At 63.2% G+C, this 20773-nt stretch carries 21 protein-coding genes; 11 read left to right on the forward strand and 10 right to left on the reverse strand.

Features of this window, described 5'->3' with window-relative positions; genetic code table 11:
• Positions 1–114: 114 nt before the first annotated feature.
• Genes GZH79_RS15515 through GZH79_RS15530 form a run of 4 tightly spaced genes read right to left on the reverse strand, consistent with a single transcriptional unit; the run spans position 115 to position 3180 of the window.
• The gene (locus GZH79_RS15515; RefSeq protein ID WP_211644667.1) at positions 115–783 is read right to left on the reverse strand and encodes an alpha/beta fold hydrolase; all 669 of its coding nucleotides are present in this window, start codon (positions 781–783) and stop codon (positions 115–117) included.
• Positions 780–1427, reverse strand: coding sequence for a DNA-3-methyladenine glycosylase 2 family protein (locus GZH79_RS15520; protein ID WP_211644668.1), 648 nt, complete (start codon positions 1425–1427; stop codon positions 780–782). Before GZH79_RS15520 ends, GZH79_RS15515 begins: the two co-directional genes overlap by 4 nt.
• A complete protein-coding gene (locus tag GZH79_RS15525; RefSeq protein WP_211644669.1) occupies positions 1409–2137 on the reverse strand; it encodes a cobalt-precorrin-6A reductase in 729 nt (242 codons plus the stop codon). Before GZH79_RS15525 ends, GZH79_RS15520 begins: the two co-directional genes overlap by 19 nt.
• Positions 2134–3180, reverse strand: a complete 1047-nt coding sequence (locus tag GZH79_RS15530) for a cobalt-precorrin-5B (C(1))-methyltransferase (protein ID WP_211644670.1) — start codon at positions 3178–3180, stop codon at positions 2134–2136. Before GZH79_RS15530 ends, GZH79_RS15525 begins: the two co-directional genes overlap by 4 nt.
• A 97-nt stretch (positions 3181–3277) precedes the next feature.
• On the opposite strand from GZH79_RS15530, the gene cobA reads away from it, so the two are divergent.
• The 3 genes from cobA to GZH79_RS15545 are packed head-to-tail and all read left to right on the forward strand — an operon-like array spanning position 3278 to position 6660.
• Complete coding sequence (cobA, locus tag GZH79_RS15535) at positions 3278–4129, forward strand: uroporphyrinogen-III C-methyltransferase (protein ID WP_211644671.1); 852 nt, start codon at positions 3278–3280, stop codon at positions 4127–4129.
• Positions 4074–5417, forward strand: coding sequence for a cobyrinate a,c-diamide synthase (locus tag GZH79_RS15540; RefSeq protein WP_211644672.1), 1344 nt, complete (start codon positions 4074–4076; stop codon positions 5415–5417). The genes cobA and GZH79_RS15540 overlap by 56 nt, the downstream gene beginning before the upstream one ends.
• Before the next feature lie 7 nt (positions 5418–5424).
• Positions 5425–6660 carry an MFS transporter gene (locus GZH79_RS15545; protein ID WP_211644673.1) on the forward strand — a complete coding sequence of 412 codons (1236 nt, stop codon included), beginning with the start codon at positions 5425–5427 and terminating at the stop codon, positions 6658–6660.
• Here GZH79_RS15545 and GZH79_RS15550 read toward each other — a convergent pair.
• From GZH79_RS15550 to cysS, 3 genes are all read right to left on the reverse strand, one after another.
• Positions 6657–7424 (reverse strand): squalene/phytoene synthase family protein, encoded by a 768-nt coding sequence (locus tag GZH79_RS15550; protein WP_211644674.1) that lies wholly within the window; start codon positions 7422–7424, stop codon positions 6657–6659. The genes GZH79_RS15545 and GZH79_RS15550 overlap by 4 nt on opposite strands.
• Before the next feature lie 18 nt (positions 7425–7442).
• Positions 7443–9068, reverse strand: a complete 1626-nt coding sequence (cimA, locus tag GZH79_RS15555; protein ID WP_211644675.1) for a citramalate synthase — start codon at positions 9066–9068, stop codon at positions 7443–7445.
• A 70-nt stretch (positions 9069–9138) separates the two neighbouring features.
• Positions 9139–10572 carry a cysteine--tRNA ligase gene (gene cysS / locus GZH79_RS15560; RefSeq protein WP_211644676.1) on the reverse strand — a complete coding sequence of 478 codons (1434 nt, stop codon included), beginning with the start codon at positions 10570–10572 and terminating at the stop codon, positions 9139–9141.
• A gap of 196 nt (positions 10573–10768) precedes the next feature.
• Here cysS and GZH79_RS15565 point away from each other — a divergent pair, with 196 nt between their 5' ends.
• Both GZH79_RS15565 and GZH79_RS15570 read left to right on the forward strand, forming a co-directional pair.
• Entirely contained in the window at positions 10769–11119 is a 351-nt protein-coding gene (locus GZH79_RS15565) for an MmcQ/YjbR family DNA-binding protein (protein ID WP_211644677.1), read from the forward strand.
• 31 nt (positions 11120–11150) lie between these two features.
• Positions 11151–12329, forward strand: a complete 1179-nt coding sequence (locus tag GZH79_RS15570; protein ID WP_211644678.1) for a pyridoxal phosphate-dependent aminotransferase — start codon at positions 11151–11153, stop codon at positions 12327–12329.
• 60 nt (positions 12330–12389) lie between these two features.
• Here GZH79_RS15570 and GZH79_RS15575 read toward each other — a convergent pair whose 3' ends face one another.
• A complete protein-coding gene (locus GZH79_RS15575) occupies positions 12390–12968 on the reverse strand; it encodes an outer membrane beta-barrel protein (RefSeq protein ID WP_211644679.1) in 579 nt (192 codons plus the stop codon).
• Between the two features lie 134 nt (positions 12969–13102).
• Entirely contained in the window at positions 13103–14206 is a 1104-nt protein-coding gene (locus tag GZH79_RS15580) for an anhydro-N-acetylmuramic acid kinase (RefSeq protein WP_211644680.1), read from the reverse strand.
• A gap of 61 nt (positions 14207–14267) precedes the next feature.
• Here GZH79_RS15580 and tyrS point away from each other — a divergent pair, with 61 nt between their 5' ends.
• From tyrS to GZH79_RS15600, 4 genes are all read left to right on the forward strand, one after another.
• Positions 14268–15518 (forward strand): tyrosine--tRNA ligase, encoded by a 1251-nt coding sequence (gene tyrS / locus GZH79_RS15585; protein ID WP_211644681.1) that lies wholly within the window; start codon positions 14268–14270, stop codon positions 15516–15518.
• A gap of 168 nt (positions 15519–15686) precedes the next feature.
• Entirely contained in the window at positions 15687–16538 is an 852-nt protein-coding gene (locus GZH79_RS15590) for a GNAT family N-acetyltransferase (RefSeq protein WP_211644682.1), read from the forward strand.
• Between the two features lie 91 nt (positions 16539–16629).
• Positions 16630–17472 (forward strand): PhzF family phenazine biosynthesis protein, encoded by an 843-nt coding sequence (locus GZH79_RS15595; protein ID WP_211644683.1) that lies wholly within the window; start codon positions 16630–16632, stop codon positions 17470–17472.
• Positions 17462–18433 carry a CorA family divalent cation transporter gene (locus GZH79_RS15600; protein WP_211644684.1) on the forward strand — a complete coding sequence of 324 codons (972 nt, stop codon included), beginning with the start codon at positions 17462–17464 and terminating at the stop codon, positions 18431–18433. Before GZH79_RS15595 ends, GZH79_RS15600 begins: the two co-directional genes overlap by 11 nt.
• Here GZH79_RS15600 and GZH79_RS15605 read toward each other — a convergent pair.
• On the reverse strand, positions 18430–19221 hold the full coding sequence (locus tag GZH79_RS15605) for a DUF533 domain-containing protein (RefSeq protein ID WP_211644685.1): 792 nt from the start codon (positions 19219–19221) through the stop codon (positions 18430–18432). The genes GZH79_RS15600 and GZH79_RS15605 overlap by 4 nt on opposite strands.
• Positions 19222–19364: 143 nt before the next feature.
• On the opposite strand from GZH79_RS15605, the gene GZH79_RS15610 reads away from it, so the two are divergent.
• Together GZH79_RS15610 and GZH79_RS15615 are read left to right on the forward strand one after the other, a co-directional pair.
• Entirely contained in the window at positions 19365–19784 is a 420-nt protein-coding gene (locus GZH79_RS15610; protein ID WP_211644686.1) for a Fur family transcriptional regulator, read from the forward strand.
• 68 nt (positions 19785–19852) lie between these two features.
• Entirely contained in the window at positions 19853–20743 is an 891-nt protein-coding gene (locus GZH79_RS15615) for a DMT family transporter (RefSeq protein ID WP_211644687.1), read from the forward strand.
• Positions 20744–20773 lie beyond the last annotated feature (30 nt).

Consider the following 20773-nt stretch of genomic DNA (forward strand, 5'->3'; position numbering starts at 1 on the left):
GGTCGGGGGTGGCGCTTTGCCAATCGCACGTGGCGCGCCACCTGTTGTTAACGACTATATCTAGTGTCCAGCCAATTCCAAATGAATTTTGCATGACAGGTTTTTCAGGCGGTTTCAGTCCATCCCAAGCCGGTCAGCCATGAACGCAAGCGCCACTTGTAGCCCGTCCGGCGCGATCCCGTGACCGGTGCCTTTCATTACGTGGGCGTAAACCTCTTTCCAGCCTGCTTGCTGCAAGGCTTCGGCTGCAAGCGGCAGTGACTGCGGCGGAACAACCTCGTCCTGATCGCCATGCACCAGCAGGACGGGCGGACGACTGACGACCTCGTCCACCAGCAGTTCCGGCTGCAACAATCGCCCCGAAAAGGCGACCATACCGGCAACCGGATCGTCACGGCGCGGCAACACGTGCAGGCCCATCATCGTGCCCTGGCTGAACCCCACGACCATGACCTGTTCCGGCAACAGGTCTTCGTCCACCATCACACCGTCCAGAAACGCATCCAGATCGGCACTGGCGCGACGCAGCCCGTCTTCTGATTCCTCTTGGCTGGACCCGTCGATCCACGGGATCGGGAACCACTGATATCCCATCGGCGCACCGGCGCAGGCTTCGGGCGCATCGGGGGCCAGAAACAGCGTGTCGGGCATGTGGTCTTCCAGCGGATCGGCCAGCCCCAGCAGGTCGGCACCGTTCGCACCATATCCGTGCAGGAATATGACCGCGGCGCGGACCTCGCCTGATTTCGGTTCCTTGCGGCCTGCGTTAAGTGCGCGTGTCATCGGATCCCCTCTCGCGATCGTTCCAAAGCGTAGTAGGCCCACAGAATGCGCGCCGCAACCGATCTCCATGGTGACCAGCGGACAGCCATGTCACGCAGCGCGCGGTCCGTCGGACGGTCGGGCAGATCATACAGCATGCGCGCGCCTTCCTGCAGGGCAAGATCCCCGGACGCAAAGACATCGGCCCGGCCAAGGCTGAACATGGCATAGATTTCCGCCGTCCAGCGCCCGATGCCCGGCACAGCGATCAGGGTTTCGGTCACGCGTTCGGTTGGGATGGTCCGCAAGGCCTGAAAATTGATCCCGGCCTGCGCCAATGCGATCGCATAGCGCGCTTTCGGTCGGCTTAGCCCCAAGGCGCGCAGGGTATCGACATCGCTGGCGGCCACCGTCGCGGGATCAGTCATGCCCGCCGCCGTCAGCCGGGCAAAAATCGCGCTGGCGGACGCCACGCTGACCTGTTGGCCACAGATCGCGGACAACAACGCCGCAAAACCATCGTCCTTCAGGCGCAGGGGCAGCGGCCCGATGCGGCCCAAGGCATGGCCCATCCGGTCATCGACCGCCGCCAGAAAAGCGGCGCCTTCTGCCACGCAGTCGGGGCCGGTGATGATCCGGCCCGTCGTCACTGCTTCTTGGCCCATTCCAGCGTTTCCGCCAGATCATCGCAAATGGGCGCGTCCGGTGGCGGCGGGCGGCGGACCATCACCACAGGCAGTCCCAGATCGGCGGCGGCCACCAGTTTCGTGCGGCTTGCATTGCCGCCTGCGTTTTTCACCACCAGCACGTCGATCCCCAACGCGCAGAACAGATCGCGTTCATGCGGCACCGAAAACGGCGGGCGACCGATCAGGAATTCACCCCCCTCGAACGGAAAGGGTGCTGTCGGCGGGTCGATCTGGCGACAGATGACGCGCCGCCCTTCCAGATTGCGGAACCGGTCCAGCGTCTGCCGCCCGGTGCCCAGAAACACGGTCTTGCCTGCCGGAATGTGGTGGGCAGCGTCCTCTTCCCGGTCGATCATCGTCCAACGGTCGTCCGGGCCGGGCGTCCACGCAGGGCGCAGATGATACAGATACGGCACCCCCAGCGCGCGACACACGGCAGAGGTGCGCGCACTGATGAAACTGGCAAAAGGATGCGTTGCATCCAGCACGGCAGTGATTCCCGCTGACGCAAGATACGCACGAAAGCCTGCGTCGCCGCCAAACCCGCCGACGCGTGTGGGAATCGGCAGCGGTTGCGCCTGACGTGTCGCGCCCGAAAGGGACGCCACTGCCGGAATGTCGCTATCGGCCAGCCCATGCGCCAGCCTGCGCGCATCGCCCGTGCCTGCCAGCAGCAGTAATGTCATTTGTCTGCCCGGGCGATGATCTGCCCGTCCCTGTCAATAATGACGATGTCAAAGGTCATCTGCCCCCCAAAGTCACGCGTGACCGCCGCCAGCGCATCCTGCGCCACGGCCTGTGCCAGTGGTGTGCCCGCCATCTGATAGGCCTGCAAGACTGTATTCGCCTGCGCGATTTCCGGCAGCGCTGTCCGTTCGGCCAGCGCCGCAAAATCCACCTGCGAGCGCGCGGAATGCAGATCGCGCGCGCCCTGCGCCAGTTTCGTCATCTTTCCGATGCCGCCACCGATGGTGACATGTGGGATCGGGTGTTTCGCCAGATATTTCAGCATCCCGCCCGCGAAATCGCCCATATCCAGCATCGCGTGATCGGGCAGACCGTAAAGTGCCTGCACGGTCCGCTCGCTGGTGGCCCCGGTACAGCCCGCAACATGGGTCAATCCGGCTGCACGGCCGACATCTATTCCGCGATGGATCGACGCAATCCAAGCGGCACAGGAAAACGGCCGCACCACACCCGTGGTCCCAAGGATCGACAGCCCACCCGCGATACCCAATCGCGGATTCCACGTTTTTTGCGCGATCAAGGCACCACCCGGCACCGATACGGTAATGGTCACATCGGGCGACATGCCATAGGCCGCCGCCTGTTCGGCCACCACATCGCCCATCATGGTGCGCGGGACCGGATTGATCGCGGGTTCACCCGGCGGGATCGGCAGGCCCGGCTTTGTCACCATGCCGACACCGTCACCCGCGCGGAATACCACGCCCCCGTCCGATGCGGCCACCCGCACGATAATCAGGGCACCATGCGTGACGTCGGGATCGTCGCCCGCATCCTTGGTGATCCCAACCTCTGCCCAGTTGTCGCCCGCGGCGCTGTGCGCCACCGCAAACACGGGCGTTTCGCCGCGCGGCAGCGTGATGGTGACGGTGTCAGGAAATGCGCCGCCCCACAGGCGTTGCAACGCGGCCTTTGTGGCGGCCGTTGCACAGGCGCCCGTGGTCCAGCCACGGCGCAGGGGACCGTCGGGTTTGCGCGTCATGACGTGGACTATATGTGTTGCGCCGCCTGTCGCCAAGAGACCGCAAATCGCCGCTGCCCGCCTTTTCAACGCGACGACCTTGGGCCATAAAGCGCACATGAGCGACAGCATATCCCTTCCCGCATTTGACTGGCCCCGGATGGAACCCGGCTGGGTCTGGCTCTGTGGCGCGGGCCCCGGCGATCCGGGGCTGTTGACCCTGCACGCGCTGAATGCGCTGCGGCAGGCCGACGTCGTGATTTTCGACGCGCTGGTGCAAGAGGCGATACTGGATTGGGCGCCCCAGGCGGAACATATCTATGCTGGCAAACGTGGCGGCAAACCGTCGGCAAAGCAGCGCGATATTTCCCTGCGGCTGGTCGATCTGGCCCGCGCCGGCAAACGTGTCCTGCGACTAAAGGGCGGCGATCCGTTCGTTTTTGGCCGCGGCGGGGAAGAGGCACAGACCCTTGTGCAACATAACGTCCCCGTCCGGATCATTCCCGGCATCAGCGCAGGCATCGGCGGTCTGGCCTATGCGGGCATTCCGGTCACCCACCGCGACGTGAACCAATCGGTCACGTTCGTGACAGGCCACGACCAGAGCGGGGCGGCACCGTCGTCACTGGATTGGGCCAGTATTTCCAAGGGCAGTCAGGTGCTGGTCATCTATATGGGGATGAAGCACGCCGCCCAGATCGCGGGACACCTGATGGACGCCGGGCGGCAACCGTCCGAACCCGTGGCCGTCGTCACATCCGCCACGACCGCCGACCAGCGGGTGCTGGAAACGACGCTGGGGTCGCTTGTCGCCGATATCGAAGCCACCGGCATGGAACCGCCCGCGATCATTTGCGTCGGGCAATCCGTGCTGATGCGGCAGGTGCTGGACTGGCAAGGCATGATGGCGGGCGATGCGCCGCGCAATCTGGACCCGCTTGGCCGGGGTCTGCCCGCCGAATCCGCCTGATCCTGCCGTGACCAACCCGGCCCCCGCCCGCGGCCTGATTTTTGCAGCGCCCGCATCGGGCAGTGGCAAGACGACTGTGACGCTTGGCGTTCTGCGGGCGTTGTCCCGCCAAGGTGTCCCTGTGCGCGGCGCGAAATCCGGACCCGACTATATCGACCCTGCGTTTCACGCCGCCGCCTGCGGGCGAGCCTGTCTGAACCTTGATGCTTGGGCGATGACACCTGCCAGCCTGCGCGCCCGTGCGTCAGGCGACGGTTTGCTGCTGATCGAAGGCGCGATGGGCCTGTTCGACGGTGCCCCCCCTGACGGGCGCGGCGCGACGGCAGATCTGGCCCGCTTGCTGGACCTGCCTGTGGTGCTGATTGTCGACGCCGCCCGCATGGCGCAATCCATCGCACCGCTGGTCGCAGGCTTTGCCGCCCACGATCCGCATGTCCGGATTGCGGGCGTGATCCTGAACCGCGTCGGATCTGACCGACACGCCGCGATGCTGCGCCGCGCGCTGGACCCGCTGGGCCTGCCGGTGCTGGGCTGTATCCCGCGCGCCGCGGCACTTGCGCGTCCATCCCGTCACCTTGGCCTTGTGCAAGCACAAGAGGACCCGGCGCTGGACACCTTTCTGAACGCCGCCGCCGATGTGATGACGGCGCATCTGGATTTGACGTCCCTGACCGCGTTGGCCACGTCCCTGACCGCAGCCCCGCCCGTCCGCGTCGATCCGCCCGCCCAACGGATCGCTGTCGCGCAGGACGCGGCGTTCAGCTTTGTGTATCCGCATCAACTGGCGGAATGGCAGGCCGCAGGGGCGACGGTGACGCCGTTTTCGCCGCTGGCAGATATGGCGGTGCCAGCCGCCGACCTGATCCTGCTTCCCGGCGGCTACCCGGAACTGCACGCGGGCCAGTTAAGCGCTGCGATTCAGTTCATGCAAAGCATAAGGCATGCCGCGCAATCAACTGATATATATGGTGAATGTGGGGGATATATGGCTTTGGGGCAAACCCTGACAGATGCCGACGGCACGACACATAAAATGGCAGGCCTGCTGGACCTGCACACCTCTTTCCAGACGCGCCGCCTGCATCTGGGCTACCGCAATTTGATGGCGGCACAGGGACGTATGGCCGGATCATGGGCGGGGCACGAGTTTCATTACGCCACCACCCTGTCAGCAACCGGGCAGCCGCTGTTTACCGCCACCGACGCCGCAGGCACCGCCCTGCCGGACATGGGATTGGTCGCAGGCCGCGTCGCGGGGTCTTTCGCACATCTGATCGACAGGTCATAAGTCACGCATGAACCAGATATCAGCTCCCGCAGACGACCGGCTTGCCAAGCGCAATGTTGTCATCCTTGTTGCAGCACAGGCGATCCTTGGCAGCCAGATCACCATGATCTTTGTCGTGGGCGGACTGGCCGGGCAGCAATTATCGCCCATCGCGTGCCTTGCGACACTGCCGATTTCGATGATCGTGTTCGGATCGATGACCACAGCGCCGTGGCTGTCCAACCTGATGCAGCGGTACGGCCGTCGCGCGGGGTTCATGACCGGGGCCGCAGGCGGGCTGATCGGCGCCGCCCTGTCTGGCTATGCCATCACCATCGGGCATTTCGCGCTGTTCCTGCTGGGCAGCTATCTGACCGGCATCTACATGAGCGCGCAGGGCTTTTTTCGGTTTGCCGCCGCGGATACCGCATCCGACGCCTTTAGGCCCAAGGCGATTTCATACGTACTGGCGGGTGGGCTGGTGTCGGCCATCATCGGGCCGCAACTGGTATCCTATCTGACCTTTAACAATCCGGATGCGACCGTGGCCCGGTTTTTGCCGATATACTATGGCGCGATCGTGCTGAACCTGATCGGCATGGCCCTGTTTCCGCTGCTGCGCATCCCCAAACCGCCGCGTCCCGTGATGGGATCGGATCAGGGACGCAGCATCGGCCAGCTTTTGACGACACCCCGCATCGCGGTGGCCATCATTTGCGCCATGGTTGCTTATGCGCTGATGAACCTTGTCATGACCTCGACACCACTGGCGGTCGTGGGCTGCGGGTACAGCGTCAGCGACGCGTCCAACATCGTGACGGGCCATGTGCTTGCAATGTTCGCACCCAGCTTTTTTACCGGTCACCTGATCGCGCGCTTTGGCGCCGAACGGATTATCGGCACCGGTCTGGCGTTACTTGGCGTCGCCGGAATCGTCGCATTGTCGGGGGTCGAGCTGGGTAATTTCTATGTTGCGCTGGTTCTGCTGGGACTGGGCTGGAATTTCGGTTTCATCGGCGCGACCACGATGCTGGCTAGCAGCCATAGCCCTGCAGAGCGCGGCCGCGTTCAGGGTCTGAACGACATGATCGTGTTCGGAATGGTCACGCTGGCGTCGCTGGCATCGGGCGGGTTGATGAATTGTGCAGGCGGATCTGCGGTGCAGGGCTGGTCATACGTGAACATCGCCATGGTGCCGTTCCTGATTCTGGCGGCGGGTGCGTTGGTCTGGCTGGCGCGCGGTGGCGTGCGCAAAGCGGCCTAAACCCGGCCCGTCATCGCCGCGCGCGCCAGACGTAACCGATCCGCAATCGGGCCGATCTGCAACGCACCGTCGGCCACGCGCCCCGGATCACGGACCGCCATCGTAAGCAGGGGGCGCGCCTGCCACGCCGGCAGGATCGCGGCACGCGCGACCTGCGGCAGTTCACGCTGCGCTGCGCGCCCGCGATCAAAACGGTCCAACGCCCGCCGCGCCAATGCCGCCACACCGTCGCGGGTGCCATCGATCAATGGTTTGCGGTTCGCCTGTTCCAACGTCGGGACCGCTTGCAAAAAGGCCGCGACCCCCGCGCCAAAGGCCAGATCACGCACGGTACTTTCAGCGTTTTCAGCCCCCAGCAGACGCGCCCCTGTCCACATCAGACCGCCCGCCGTGGCGTCGATGTAATCATCCAGATGGACAGCGTCCTCGAACGCATCGGGATAGACATCCCAACGCCGCGCCGCGATCAAACGGTCCAGATCACGGGCGCCTTGCGCGTCCAGCACATCGGCCAGCGGTTCCGTCACTTCGTGTCGTCGTACGGGGCCGTCGCCCGCGATTTCGTCCAGCACATCGCGCCACCATTGCAGCCGCATTTCGGTGATCATCGGTTCCGACGTGACCCAAGGCGCGCGCGCCACTTCAAGGTTGAAGGCGTAAAGCGGGAAAAGCACGCGCCGCGCAGCCACGGGTGCGGCCATCGCCGCGCGAAATCGTGGCGGATCACCCCGTTCGACCAAGGCGGCACAGGCCTCAAAGCTCATGTCATCTCCTTAGCGGTGTCACCCTTGGACAGATGCACCGTCGCGCACCAATTTCCAGTTGATCGCATCCACAAGCGCATCAAATGACGCATCAACGATGTTGGCGGACACACCAACCGTCGACCATGTGCGCCCCTGCGAATCGGCGCTGTCGATGATGACGCGGGTAACCGCCTCTATTCCGCCGCTTGTGATCCGCACCTTGAAATCGACCAGATCAATGTCTTCGATGATCGCCTGATAGGGGCCCAGATCCTTGCTCAATGCGCGCCCCAGCGCGTTGACGGGGCCACGGTCGCGTCCATCCGGCCCCTGGCTTTCGGACACGTTCAGCATCCGTTCATCACCGATTTTCACAACAACCACCGCTTCGGACAGGGACACCATCTTGCCGCGCTTGTTGCGGCGGCGTTCGACCGTAACGCGGTAGCGTTTCACCTCGAAGAAATTGGGCATGATTCCCAGTTCGCGCCGGGCCAGCAGCTCGAAACTGGCCTGTGCCGTGTCATAGGCATAGCCGCGCGATTCCATCTCCTTGATCCGGTCAAGGATGCGCGCCAGCCTTGGGTCACCCGGTTCCACCACGATCCCCGCGCTGGCCAGACGTTCGCGCAGGTTCGACTGTCCGGCCTGATTGGACATCGGCACGATTCGCGCGTTGCCCACCAGCGCGGGGTCGATGTGTTCATAGGTCGTGGGGTTCTTGGCGATGGCGCTGGCATGCAGACCCGCCTTGTGTGCAAAGGCGCTGGCCCCGATATAGGCGGCTTGTTTTGCGGGCACCCGGTTCAGGATGTCGTCCAGCACGCGGCTTGCAGATTTCAGCCCCTGAAGCGCGTGATGCGTCACACCGGTTTCCAGCGTGCTGGCATAGGGTTCTTTCAGCAACAGCGTCGGGATCAGGGTTGTCAGGTTGGCATTGCCGCAGCGTTCGCCCAACCCGTTCAGCGTGCCCTGAATCTGGCGGGCACCGGCGGCGACGGCGGCCAGCGAATTGGCGACCGCATGTTCTGTGTCATTGTGGGTGTGGATGCCCAGCCGGTCACCGGGGATGCCGCTGGCGATCACGGCTGTGGTGATATCAGACACCTCTTGCGGCAGGCTGCCGCCGTTGGTGTCGCACAGCACGATCCAGCGCGCGCCTGCGGCATGGGCGGCGTGAACCGCCTCTAGCGCGTAATCGGGATCGGCCTTGTAGCCGTCAAAGAAATGTTCCGCGTCAAACAGCGCCTCGCGGCCCTGCGACACGATATGCGCGATAGAGGCACTGATGTTGTCGGTGTTTTCCGCATTCGTGATGCCCAGCGCCGTGCTGACGTGGAACGAATGGCTTTTGCCGACAATGCAGACGGCTGGCGTGTTCGCATTCAAAACGGCGGCCAGCACGTCGTCGTTTTCAGCCGACCGCCCTGCCCGTTTCGTCATGCCAAATGCGGCCAGCGTCGGCGTGATCTGCCCCACCGTTTCGAAATATTCCGAGTCGGTGGGATTCGCACCCGGCCAACCGCCTTCGATGTAATCAACGCCCAGATCGGTCAGCACCTGCGTGATCCGCAGCTTTTCGGCCGTGGAAAACTGCACGCCTTGGGTCTGCTGCCCGTCGCGCAGCGTGGTATCGTATAGGTACAGGCGTTCCTTGGTCATGGCCGCGCCCCCGATCCACCAAACGTTCGCAAAAGTTTGGTCCGATCCCTATTTGCGCATGAATGAGGCATCAGTCTTCCTCCAGCCGGGCGGCGTCGAAATCGGGGCCGGCGGACCATGTGGCCTGCCCCCCGACGTCCGTGACCAGCACGCCCGCCGCCGTCAGGATGTTGCGCACGTCGTCGGCGGTATCCCAATCCTTGTCCGCACGGGCCTGTGCGCGACGGGCCAGCAGCGCGTCGATCCGGTCGGCGGTGGCCGCAGACACGGTTGCGCCCCCTTCGCCGCCGTCCAGATGCGGCAGCGCGGCCCAGTCGGGCACCAGACCCAACATGTCCAACCCGTGCGCAAAGCCCGCCAATTGCGTGGCCGTCCGACCCTTGGCCAGCACATGCAGCCGCGCGATGGCACCGGATGTGTTCAGATCGTTTGCCAGCACGCCGATGAATTCGGCATCGGGTTTCCACAGATTGTCTGCGCGCAAGGCCGCAATCACGTCCGGACCGAAATGATGCCCGGCCAGAATGCCATACCACCGGCGCAGGGTTGCATCCGCATCTTCACGCCGCTTTTCGGTCCAGTCCATCGGTTTGCCATAATGCGTGCCCAGCATCACAAGCCTGATCACAGTCCCAGCGACGCCCTGATCAAGCAGGTCGCGCACGGTAAAGAAATTACCCAGCGACTTTGACATTTTCTTGCCTTCGACCTGCAACATCTCGTTGTGCAGCCAGTAGCGCGCGAAATCGCCGTCAGGGTTGGCACAGCATGATTGCGCCACTTCGTTTTCGTGGTGCGGGAACATCAAATCGTTGCCGCCGCCGTGAATGTCGAATGTATCGCCCAGCAGCGCCTTTGACATGGCGGAACATTCGATATGCCAGCCGGGCCGCCCGTAACCCCATGGGCTGGTCCAACCGGGCTGGCCGTCGGATGACGGCTTCCACAGCACAAAATCCATTGCGTTGCGCTTGTATGGCGCAACCTCGATTCGCGCGCCCGCGATCATGTCGTCCAGCGACCGACCCGACAGCGCGCCGTAGTCGGCAAAGCTTTCAACCGCGAACAGCACGTGCCCTTCGGCGGCATAGGCATGGCCGCCCGCGATCAGCGTTTCGATCATGGCAATCATCTGGGGGATACAGCCGGTCGCACGGGGTTCGTGGGTCGGCCGCAGCGCGCCCAGCGCATCCATGTCGTCGTGATACCACCGGATCGTTTCGGCGGTGATATCACCGATCGCGCGTCCGGTTTGTGCGGCGCGGTCGTTGATCTTGTCGTCCACGTCGGTGAAATTGCGCACGTATGTCACTGCATCAGTGCCGTAGACCTGTCGCAGCAGGCGATAAAGCACGTCGAACATGATGACCGGGCGCGCGTTGCCCAGATGCGCGCGGTCGTAAACCGTCGGCCCACACAGATACATCCCGACGTGATCGGGCTTGAGCGGCTGGAAATCTTCTTTCCGGCGGGTCTTGGAATTATGCAGTCGGATCGTGGTCATCGGGCCCTCGCGGCAGACAATGCGCGGCGGCAGACCTAGCGAGTTCAGTTCAAGGATGAAACGTGAAAAAGCAGCCTGCCGAGCGGATCAGCAGGAAATAATGCAGCAAATGAGAATGCAACGCTTGTTCATTCCCAAGCCCTAGCAGTGTTGAACGATCTTGCCAAGGGATTTGGGTTGTCACAGATTAGCGGGCATGAGCCGCGAGACCGTCAATGCGCTGTGCGCCAGCTTTGCCGCCGCGACCCACGATGACGCGTTGGGTCCGGGCCATGACAGCTGGAAGATCGGCGGCAAGCTGTTCGCCAGCATGGGGCCCGACAGCACCAGCGTATCGGTCAAGACCGACAGTATCGACACGGCACTGATGCTGATCGACGCAGGCGCCGCAACACGGGCACGCTATTTCCATCGGTCATGGGTCGCGGTCCCGGTGACGGCCGATCCTGCCGAACTGGTCCACCGCCTGAACGTGTCCTATGACATCGTGCGCGCGGGCCTGACCCGCGCGGTGCGCGACAGCCTGCCCCAACCACTGACGGCTTGACACCGGCGCTATGGCCCTTTCGTGTGGGGTCATGAAGCTTTCAAACCGTATATCGAATATCACGACCGGTGGCGACGACGGCTGGTCTGTCTTTTATCGTGCCCGCGCCCTGCGCGATGCGGGCCAACCGGTCATCGAACTGACGATGGGCGAACACGACATCGGAACCCACCGCAGCATCCTGGACGCGATGCACCGGTCGGGGGTGGCGGGAAATACTGGCTACAGCCTTGTGCCCGGTGCCATGTCCCTGCGCGCGGCTGTGGCAGACCGCATCCAGACCCGCACAGGTGTGGCGACCACGGCGCGCAATGTCATTATCGTGCCGGGCGGTCAGGCCGCTTTGTTCGCCGCACATCATGCGGTCTGCGATCCGGGCGATGTGGCGCTGTATATCGATCCCTATTATGCCACCTACCCCGGCACGATCAGGGCTGTCGGTGCCATCGACCGCCCCGTACGCGTCAGGGCCGAAGACGGGTTTCACCCGCAGCGCGCCAATCTGGAAGCGGCGGCAACGCCCGATGTGCGGTCGTTGTTGATTAATTCGCCCAACAATCCGACGGGCGCGGTTTACGGACGCGACACGCTGGACGAGATCGCAGACGTCTGCCGCGACCGTGATCTGTGGCTGATTTCGGACGAGGTTTACGACACACAGGTCTGGGACGGCGCCCACATCAGCCCGCGCAGCCTGCCCGACATGCAGGACAGGACGCTGGTGGTGGGGTCGATGTCGAAAAGCCACGCCATGACCGGCAGCCGCGTCGGCTGGGTCTGCGGACCAGAAGATGCGATAGCGGCCATCGGCCATCTGGCAACCCACAACACCTATGGCGTCGCACCGTTCCTGCAGGATGCCGCCCTGTTCGCGCTGGCCCAAGGCACCGCGTTCGAAGAAATGGTCGCCGCGCCATTCCAGCGGCGGCGCAAGATTGTGCTGGATGCCCTGTCCAGTCAGAATGCCGTGACTGCCGCGCCCGTCATGGGTGCGATGTATGCGATGCTGGACGTGCGTGCGACAGGTCTGAGCGGCAAGGATTTCGCCAACGGACTGCTGGATGCCGAAGGAATCGGCGTGATGCCGGGCGAAAGCTTTGGCGCTGGTGGCGCAGGTCATATCCGTGTGGCCATGACGGTGGATGACGACCGGTTTGCCACGGCTCTGACCCGGATCGTCAGCTATGCCGGGTCATTGATCGACGGCTGAAGAAACGAAAAACGGGCACCCCGCCGGGATGCCCGCCAAATCGGTCATAGGGTCGCCGGATCAGAAATTGAACGACACCCGCACCGATGCGGTCGACGCATCGACGTCGCCCAGCGTTTCGTAATCGTCGAACTGGTGTTCCAGGTATTCAACCGACAGATCGACACGCTCGCTTGCGGCATAGGTCGCGCCAAGGCCGAAAAAGCTGCCGGTGTCGCGCAAGTCGTCGGCGGCTGTGTCGATGCTCAGGCTTGCGATCCCGGCGGTGACATAGGGCATGAACGCACCGGCGTCGTAACCGGCAACACCTTTCAGGCGGGCGACAGTGCCGTCATCGGGCAAGGTGTCGATGTCCAGACGTGTCACATCGACCTCTGCGCCCAGAACATAAGACCCCAGATCATAACGGTAGCCTGCATGCAGGCCTAGGCCGTCCGCATCAACGCTATTGCCCGCGATATCAACGTCACCGGTGGCGATGTGCAGACCGCCGTAAAAACCGGTCCAGTCGGACGCGACGATCGGTGCCAGTGCCACGGGCGCAGGTGCGGGTTCCATCGTTGGTTCGGCCATACCGCCGGCAGACGCGGCGCCAGACAGGCCAATCATCATAACAGCGGTCGAGATTACGTATTTCATTACAGCAGGTCCTTTTGAGCACATTTGCCTGTTTAACGCGCAAGACATAGGTTCGGGTCCGTCCAAAAGATAGATAATGCCCCCTGCCATCGCGTCATATGATCGTGAAAGCGCGGATACTTGCCGATGGCCCGTCAGGATGCGCGATCCGGTGTCGATACCGTGCCACCCGACACCGCCGCACGCACGCCGGTGGTGCCCGCGCAGGACGTCGGCAAGCCGCGTGCGACCCGCACCGCCAAATAGGCAAAGGCCTGCGCTTCCAGCATATCGCCGTTGAGGCCCGCGTCTTCGACCGGGCGGACCCGTGCGCCGGTGGCTGCGTCGATCATCTGCATCATCGTCGGATTGTGACGCCCCCCACCGCAGACCCAGATCGTGGCGGGGGGGCTGGGACAATGCTGCAACCCTTCGGCCACGCTTAGCGCTGTGGCGGCCGTCAATGTTGCGGCTGCGTCCGCATCGGCCAGCGGGCGCACCGCCTGCGCCAGTCCGGCAAAGGTATCCCGGTCCAGTGATTTCGGCGGTATCTTGAAGAAATAGGGATGTTCCAGAAACGCACCGACAATGGCGTCGTCAATCTGTCCACGGGCAGCCAACGTCCCGCCTTCGTCACGCGTGCGTCCGGTGCGGGTCATCATCGCATCATCCAGCAGCGCATTCGCGGGTCCGGTGTCAAAGGCCAGCAATGCGCCATCATCCTCTGGCCGGGTCCGTGTCGGGTCGATCCATGTCAGGTTGCCCACCCCGCCCAGATTGAGAAACGCCAACGGCGCGGTCGCATTCATCCATTTGGCCAGCGCAAAATGATAAAACGGCGCAAGCGGCGCGCCCTGCCCACCCAGCCGGACATCGGCGGTGCGAAAATCCCAGACGACTGGCACGCCCAGCGCATCGGCAAGGGCGGCCCCATCCCCCAACTGATGCGTGCCGCGACCGCCGGGATCATGCGCCAGCGTCTGTCCGTGGAATCCGATCAGGTCGATTTCGTCGAACCCCGACAGCAACACGTCGTGTCCTTTGGCCACGACATGTGCTGCGGCATCCAGATCATCGCCCGGCCAGCGGCCCAGCGCCGCCTTGAGAACGGCGCGTTCGCGCGATGAATATTCGCGGTAGTCACAATCGCCAAAGGACGTGATCGTCACGCCGTCGGTGACCAGCACCGCGGCGTCGATCCCGTCCAGCGATGTCCCAGACATGGCCCCCAGTGCGCGCACCGGTCCTTTGATCTTCATGGTCTTTCCCTTGGCCAAGCTCGCCGCTATTGATGCCAATTCATGGCCAAGGGAACAAGATATGACCTACCACCCCAAATCGGATTTCATCGCGGTGATGATGGAACGCGGCTTTTTGGCCGATTGCACCGATTATCAGGGCCTTGACGATGCACTGAGCAACGGGGTCGTGCCCGCCTATATCGGTTATGACGCGACGGCCGCATCCCTGCATGTCGGCCATCTGATGAACATCATGGTGCTGCGCTGGCTGCAAAAGACCGGGCACAAGCCGATCACCCTGATGGGCGGCGGCACGACAAAGGTGGGCGATCCATCGTTCCGCAGCGATGAACGGCCCCTGCTGGGACCGGAACAGATTCAGGCCAATATCGACGGTATGGGACAGGTGTTCGCCAAATACCTGTCTTATGGCGATCGGGCGACCGACGCGATTATGCTGAACAATGCCGAATGGCTGGACCAGCTGAACTATCTGGAATTTCTGCGCGACATCGGACGGCATTTCAGCGTCAACCGGATGCTGGCATTTGAATCGGTAAAATCCCGGCTGGACCGCGAACAATCGCTGTCGTTTCTGGAATTCAACTACATGATTTTGCAGGCCTACGACTTTCTGGAACTGAACCGCCGCTATGGCTGTTTGTTGCAGATGGGCGGATCGGACCAGTGGGGCAACATCATCAACGGGATCGACCTGACCCGCCGCGTGGCGGATACGGAAATCTTTGGCCTGACCACCCCGCTGCTGACCACCAGCGACGGGCGCAAGATGGGCAAAAGCCAGGGGGGCGCGATCTGGCTGAACGGCGACATGCTGGCGCCTTACGGCTTTTGGCAATTCTGGCGCAACACCACGGATGCGGACACGGCCAAGTTCCTTAAGATCTTTACCGAACTGCCCGTGGACGAATGCGACCGTCTGGGTGCGTTGCAGGGGTCGGACATCAACCAGGCCAAGATCATCCTTGCCAATGAGGTCACGGCCCTGCTGCACGGTCGCGCTGCGGCAGAAGCGGCAGAAGCCACCGCGCGCGAGGTGTTTGAACAAGGCGGCGTCGGTGACGATCTGCCGACCCTTGATCTGACGGCGGCAGAACTGGGCGACGGCATGTCCATCGTGCAACTGATCGTGCGCAGCGGTCTGGCCGGGTCCGGCAAGGAAGCCAAGCGTCTGATCACCGAAAGCGGCGCACGCCTGAACGACGCCCCCCTGACCGACGCGGGCCTGATGATCACAGCCGACGCACTGGCCACGCCAATCAAGCTGAGCGCAGGCAAAAAGCGTCACGCGCTGGTGCGCTTGCGCTAGACCAGCGACCAAAGCGCCAGCAGCGGCAGGCACACAAGCACGGCCATCAGCGCGGCCCCTAGAACGGTGGGCCGCGCGGGCCGTGCAACGACTGATAGAACGGGTTTTTGCATATCCCCCCCTTGTTGGATGCAGCCATTAAGCGGCCATTAGGTTTCAAAGGTCCTAATGCCCGCGATGAACATCGCCGCGCCGCCCCTTGCCCTGATGCAATCACCGCAGATGATGCGCACCCTGCGCGCGCTGGGGCGCGATGCGCGCATCGTTCCGCTGGATGACGCGGGGCAGGTCGCCGTGATCCAACGGCGCGTTGGTCCTGTCAGCGTACGGTTTGCGTCGCGCGGCCCGGTGTTTGACCCGCACACCAGCACAGGCCAACGTATCGCAGCCCTGAAAGCGCTAAGGCTGCATGTGCTGAACGCCAATGGCGGAACCGAACCGATGTGCCATGCCGCAGGTTTTCGGCAGGTCATGACACCGGCGACGGTCGCCATCCTGCCGCTGTGTTCCGACCGCGATGCGCAACTGGTTCAGACGCGGGGCAAGTGGCGCAATGCAGCACGGCAGGCACAACGGTCGGGGCTGGTGATCCGGCAAGCCGCGCTGCGCGCAGACAGCCACAACTGGTTATTCGACGTCGACCGCGCGATGGCGCGCGCACGGGGCTACCGCAATTTGCCAGCGGCGGTGGTGACAGCCTATGCCACCAGCAATCCCGGCTTGGCGCAGTTGTTCACCGCCCACATCGGGGCGGTCCCGGTCGCCGCGATGCTGATGCTGCTGCACGGGACCACGGCCACCTATCAGATCGGCTGGTCGGACACCGCCGGGCGGCGACACAGCGCGCATCACGCCTTGCTGTTGCATGCCGCTGACGCGCTGCGCGCCTGCGGCGTGCTGCAACTGGATCTGGGCACGCTGGATACGATCAACAGCCCCGGTCTGGCCAGATTCAAACTGGGGTGTGGCGCGCAGGCGCTGCGTTTGGGCGGCACATGGATCAGGCTGCCGTTTCACTGACCATGCGGCACGGCTGGCGGAAACATCTCATTTATGACATTTCAAACCGACCGGATGGCGCACACCATCCCTGACAAAACGGAGCCGGACCATGACCGCATATGTCGTCTATGACGTGTTTACCGATACGCCCTTTGGCGGCAATCAGCTGGCCGTATTCCCCGACGGCGAAGCGATCAAGGACCACGAGCTGCAAACCCTTGCGTCCGAATTCAATTTTTCCGAGGTGGTATTCGTCTATCCACCCGACGATCTGCGGCATACGGCAAAGCTGCGGATCTTTACCCCGACAATGGAAATTCCCTTTGCCGGGCATCCCATCATCGGCACCGCTGTCGCGTTGTGCAAATTGGGCTTTCCGCCCGACATGACACTGGAAACCGGCGCAGGTCCGATCCCGTGCGAGGTGACGGGCAACAGCGCAGCCTTTGTTACCACCGTGCCGTTGAACCGGACTGCCACACCCGCGCCCGATCTGGTGGCGCGGGCGCTGGGCATCACGGCGGATGGCATCGACACGACCGTTCACGTCCCCCTGCAGGCGGGTGTGGGTCTGGCGTTTACCATCGTGCAACTGGCCGACCGCGCTACGCTTAGCCGTTGTCAGCCGGACATCGCCGCAATGCGACAGGCGCGCGACCTGTATCCTGCCGGTCTTGATTTCGCCACGCTGGCCTATGTCCGGGACGGATCAACGGTGCATGCGCGCATGTTTGCGCCACTGGACAACATCCCCGAAGACCCCGCCACCGGCAGCGCCGCCGCGGCACTCGCAGCGCTGCTGCGCGACGTCACCGGCACCGATCAGGATCTGACGATCCATCAGGGCGACGATATGGGGCGCCCGTCGGTCATACGCGCGCAGTCCGATGCAAATGGTGTGCGCATCGCAGGTCAGGCCTGTCACATCATGGAGGGACGCGTTGTCTACTGAAACACCGACGCTGGTGCCATTGTGCGGCTACGATATCCGGGCCGACGGCAGCGCACGACCCTGTGCCGATCTTGGCGTGGCGCCCCCCGACGGGGTGTCCTATCGCTGGCTACATCTGGATCTGTCGGACAGGGCATTGGCTGACTGGTCCACCCAGCACCTGCCCCCGCTGGCCCGGCGCACCTTGCTGGCGGACAAGACGCGACCGCGCATGGATCAGGGTGAAAACGGGCTATCGGTCACGCTGCGCGGTGTGAACCTGAACGAAGACGAAGAAGACGCCGACATGGTGTCGCTTCGGATCTGGATTAGCGACCGTCTGATCGTCACCGTGCGCCGTCAGCGCGTTTTTGCAGTGGACGCCTTGCGCGCGCGTATCGAACAGGGTGACGCCCCGCACAGCCCCGATCACATGCTGGCCCGCCTGACCGAAGGTCTGGTCGCGCGCGTCGAACAGATCGCATTCGACCGCGAGGATCTGGCCGACGACATGGAGGATTCCGTCTACGAGGAAAACCGCCAGCCGCTGACCGATCTGGCCCCCCTGCGGCGCGAGATCATCAAGCTGCGCCGCCACGTGTCACCGCTGGCCGATACCCTGCAACAACTGGCGCTGTCGGACACTGGCCTGATCGCGGACGATCTGCGCGCACGCATGCGCGATACCGCCAGCCGCTGCCGTTGGGCGCTGGAAGAGCTGTCAGAGGTTCATGACCGGCTGGACGCGATGGCCGATCATCTGGACGCGGTCGCCGCCACCCGGCTGGAACGCAATGGCTACCGGCTGTCGATCGTGGCAGCGATTTTCCTGCCGCTGGGATTTCTGACCGGGCTGTTCGGGGTCAACGTCGGTGGGATGCCGGGGATCGACCACGACAACGCCTTTGCAATCTTGTGCATCGGCATGGTCGCGGTCGGCGCGGTATCCGCACTGATCATGCGCTGGCTGCGCTGGTTCTAGTTGAACAGCTTTGGCGCGCCCATCCGGTCGTGGATATCGTTCACCGTTTCGGTTTCCAGTTCCAGATGGTCCGCCAGATCGCGCAGGAATTCCGCTTCTTTCATGTGGTCCAGATCGATGGCCGCCAGTGCCATTGCGTAGACCTGTGCCTCTGCGCCCTGCGGCACCATCGCGGCCAGATCAGCCACCGGAATATCGCGGGTCATCGCCTGTTCGACAAAGGCGCGTTCTTCGGGCGTCGCATCGTCCAGATGGTCCATGATGCGGCCTTGTTCATCCGCATCCATCGTGCCGTCCGCTTTTGCAGCCTGCACCATTGCCAGCAGCATGATCGCGGCCAGACCTTCTTCGGCGGGGCTGGGATCGACGGCGGGTTCTGGCGTGTCTTCAAACTGGGAATTCAGCGTGCGACCAAAACCGCCGCCGCTGCTGCCCCCCGCAGCCGTGCCAGCCAGACCGCCCAGCAATCCGCCCAGTCCGCCTGCTCCGGCCAAACCGCCCAGACCGCCACCACGGACGCTGCCGGACCCGGTCAGGTTGCCCAAGATGTCCGCCAGCCCACCAGAGCTGCCAGCCTGACGCGTCCCGCGTGTCTTGGTCCCCTGCAGGCTGTCCAACAGGCCGCCCAGACCGCCACCCGATGCACCGGTTTTCCCTTTTTGACCTGACAGCAGATCGTCCAGCATCGTTCCGGATTTGCCCTTGCGCGCGCTGCGTGCCATGGACGACGCGCCCTTGGCGACAGCGACGCCGATCGCCACGCGGGCCAGTGTTTTCATCAGGCTCATGACTTATCCCCCTTTTTGGTTCAGCAGTTGGACTGCAGGCTGGCACATTCGATGACCGCATGCCAATTGCAAAGGTAATGCAGCAATGGTTCGTCGGCAAAAAATTGTCTACAACCGCACGCACCATGTCGAGGGGAAGGCCGATGCACCAGACGATACACGCCCGCGCCGCCGCCGCTGGCCTGCGGATGACAGGTCCACGGCGCATCATCGCGCAGGTGCTGGACGCATCCAGCGATCATCCCGACGTCGAGGAATTGCACCGCCGCGCCACAACTGTAGATGGCCGCATTTCACTGGCGACCGTCTATCGCACCGTCAAGCTGTTCGAAACCGAAGGCATTTTGGAAAAACACGATTTCGGTGACGGCCGCGCACGGTATGAACATGCGGATGGCGCGCACCACGACCATCTGATCGACATGACGACCGGCAAGGTCATCGAATTTGTCGATCCCGAGATTGAGGCTTTGCAGGACAAGATCGCCAAACGGCTGGGCTATCGTTTGCAGGGGCACAGGCTGGAACTTTATGGTGTGCCGATCAATGACAAGACATCTTAACCGCGTCGCAGGGGTGGCAACCGGCGACGGGCGGGCGTAATCAGGGGCAGACACCAACGGAGTCCCCCATGAACAATCTACGCGGTGGCATCCTGATGGTGCTGGCGATGCTTGGCTTTGCCATCGAAGATATGTTCATCAAGCTGCTGGCCGGTTCGCTGTCAGTCGGTGCGATCCTTATCTTTCTGGGTCTGGGCGGTGCGTTGATGTTCGGCGCACTCAGCCTGCGGCGCGGCGACAGGCTGCTGTCGGGCGATCTGCTGCATCCCATGGTCCTGCTGCGTAACGCCTGCGAGGTGCTGGGCACCGCCGGTTTTGTCACGGCCATCGCATTGACCCCGATTTCATCCGCCAGTGCGATCCTGCAGGCAATTCCGCTGTTCGTGACGGCGGGTGCTGCATTGTTTCTGGGCGAAACCGTGGGCTGGCGCCGTTGGGTCGCCATTCTGGTGGGGTTCAGCGGCGTTTTGTTGATTATCCGCCCCGGCATGGACGATTTCCAGCCCGCGTCACTGTTCGCATTGCAGGCGGCGGTGTTTCTGGCCGGGCGCGATCTGGCAACGCGCGGCGTGCCGGCCACTGTCAGCAGCATGCAATTGTCGACATATGCCTTTGCCGTGATTGTGCCCACGGGCATGATCGTGCTGGCCCTGACCGACCAGACGCTGTCGGTGCCGCATGGGTCAGCCATTGCGCTGGTTGCCCTGACCGTCATCACGGGGGTCATCGCCTATTATACCATTGTCGCCGCGACCCGGATCGGGGACGTGTCCTATGTATCGCCGTTCCGGTATTCGCGGCTGATCTTTGCGCTGGTCATCGGCACGTTGGTGTTCGGTGAACGGCCTGATATCTGGGTTCTGACCGGGTCGGCCATCGTGGTGGGTTCTGGGCTTTACACCCTGCTGAGAGAAGCGCAAAGGCGTCGCACTTTCCTTCGGCAACCGCCATTGGTATGACGCCGGTAACGCTAACATCACCAGCAGGAG

The sequence above is a fragment of the Loktanella sp. SALINAS62 genome, from assembly GCF_018263905.1.
Taxonomy (GTDB): domain Bacteria; phylum Pseudomonadota; class Alphaproteobacteria; order Rhodobacterales; family Rhodobacteraceae; genus Loktanella.

Bases quoted from the DNA above. Each gene is read 5' to 3' on its own strand.
- GZH79_RS15550 (WP_211644674.1), bottom strand. From the start codon at position 7,424: ATGAGCTTTGAGGCCTGTGCCGCCTTGGTCGAACGGGGTGATCCGCCA.
- tyrS (WP_211644681.1), top strand. From the start codon at position 14,268: ATGACCTACCACCCCAAATCGGATTTCATCGCGGTGATGATGGAACGC.
- cobA (WP_211644671.1), top strand. From the start codon at position 3,278: ATGAGCGACAGCATATCCCTTCCCGCATTTGACTGGCCCCGGATGGAA.
- GZH79_RS15590 (WP_211644682.1), top strand. From the start codon at position 15,687: ATGCCCGCGATGAACATCGCCGCGCCGCCCCTTGCCCTGATGCAATCA.
- GZH79_RS15530 (WP_211644670.1), bottom strand. From the start codon at position 3,180: ATGACGCGCAAACCCGACGGTCCCCTGCGCCGTGGCTGGACCACGGGC.
- GZH79_RS15525 (WP_211644669.1), bottom strand. From the start codon at position 2,137: ATGACATTACTGCTGCTGGCAGGCACGGGCGATGCGCGCAGGCTGGCG.
- GZH79_RS15595 (WP_211644683.1), top strand. From the start codon at position 16,630: ATGACCGCATATGTCGTCTATGACGTGTTTACCGATACGCCCTTTGGC.
- GZH79_RS15545 (WP_211644673.1), top strand. From the start codon at position 5,425: ATGAACCAGATATCAGCTCCCGCAGACGACCGGCTTGCCAAGCGCAAT.
- GZH79_RS15570 (WP_211644678.1), top strand. From the start codon at position 11,151: ATGAAGCTTTCAAACCGTATATCGAATATCACGACCGGTGGCGACGAC.
- GZH79_RS15575 (WP_211644679.1), bottom strand. From the start codon at position 12,968: ATGAAATACGTAATCTCGACCGCTGTTATGATGATTGGCCTGTCTGGC.
- GZH79_RS15515 (WP_211644667.1), bottom strand. From the start codon at position 783: ATGACACGCGCACTTAACGCAGGCCGCAAGGAACCGAAATCAGGCGAG.
- GZH79_RS15565 (WP_211644677.1), top strand. From the start codon at position 10,769: ATGAGCCGCGAGACCGTCAATGCGCTGTGCGCCAGCTTTGCCGCCGCG.
- GZH79_RS15605 (WP_211644685.1), bottom strand. From the start codon at position 19,221: ATGAGCCTGATGAAAACACTGGCCCGCGTGGCGATCGGCGTCGCTGTC.
- GZH79_RS15540 (WP_211644672.1), top strand. From the start codon at position 4,074: ATGCGCCGCGCAATCTGGACCCGCTTGGCCGGGGTCTGCCCGCCGAAT.
- GZH79_RS15610 (WP_211644686.1), top strand. From the start codon at position 19,365: ATGCACCAGACGATACACGCCCGCGCCGCCGCCGCTGGCCTGCGGATG.
- GZH79_RS15580 (WP_211644680.1), bottom strand. From the start codon at position 14,206: ATGAAGATCAAAGGACCGGTGCGCGCACTGGGGGCCATGTCTGGGACA.
- cysS (WP_211644676.1), bottom strand. From the start codon at position 10,572: ATGACCACGATCCGACTGCATAATTCCAAGACCCGCCGGAAAGAAGAT.
- GZH79_RS15615 (WP_211644687.1), top strand. From the start codon at position 19,853: ATGAACAATCTACGCGGTGGCATCCTGATGGTGCTGGCGATGCTTGGC.
- cimA (WP_211644675.1), bottom strand. From the start codon at position 9,068: ATGACCAAGGAACGCCTGTACCTATACGATACCACGCTGCGCGACGGG.
- GZH79_RS15520 (WP_211644668.1), bottom strand. From the start codon at position 1,427: ATGGGCCAAGAAGCAGTGACGACGGGCCGGATCATCACCGGCCCCGAC.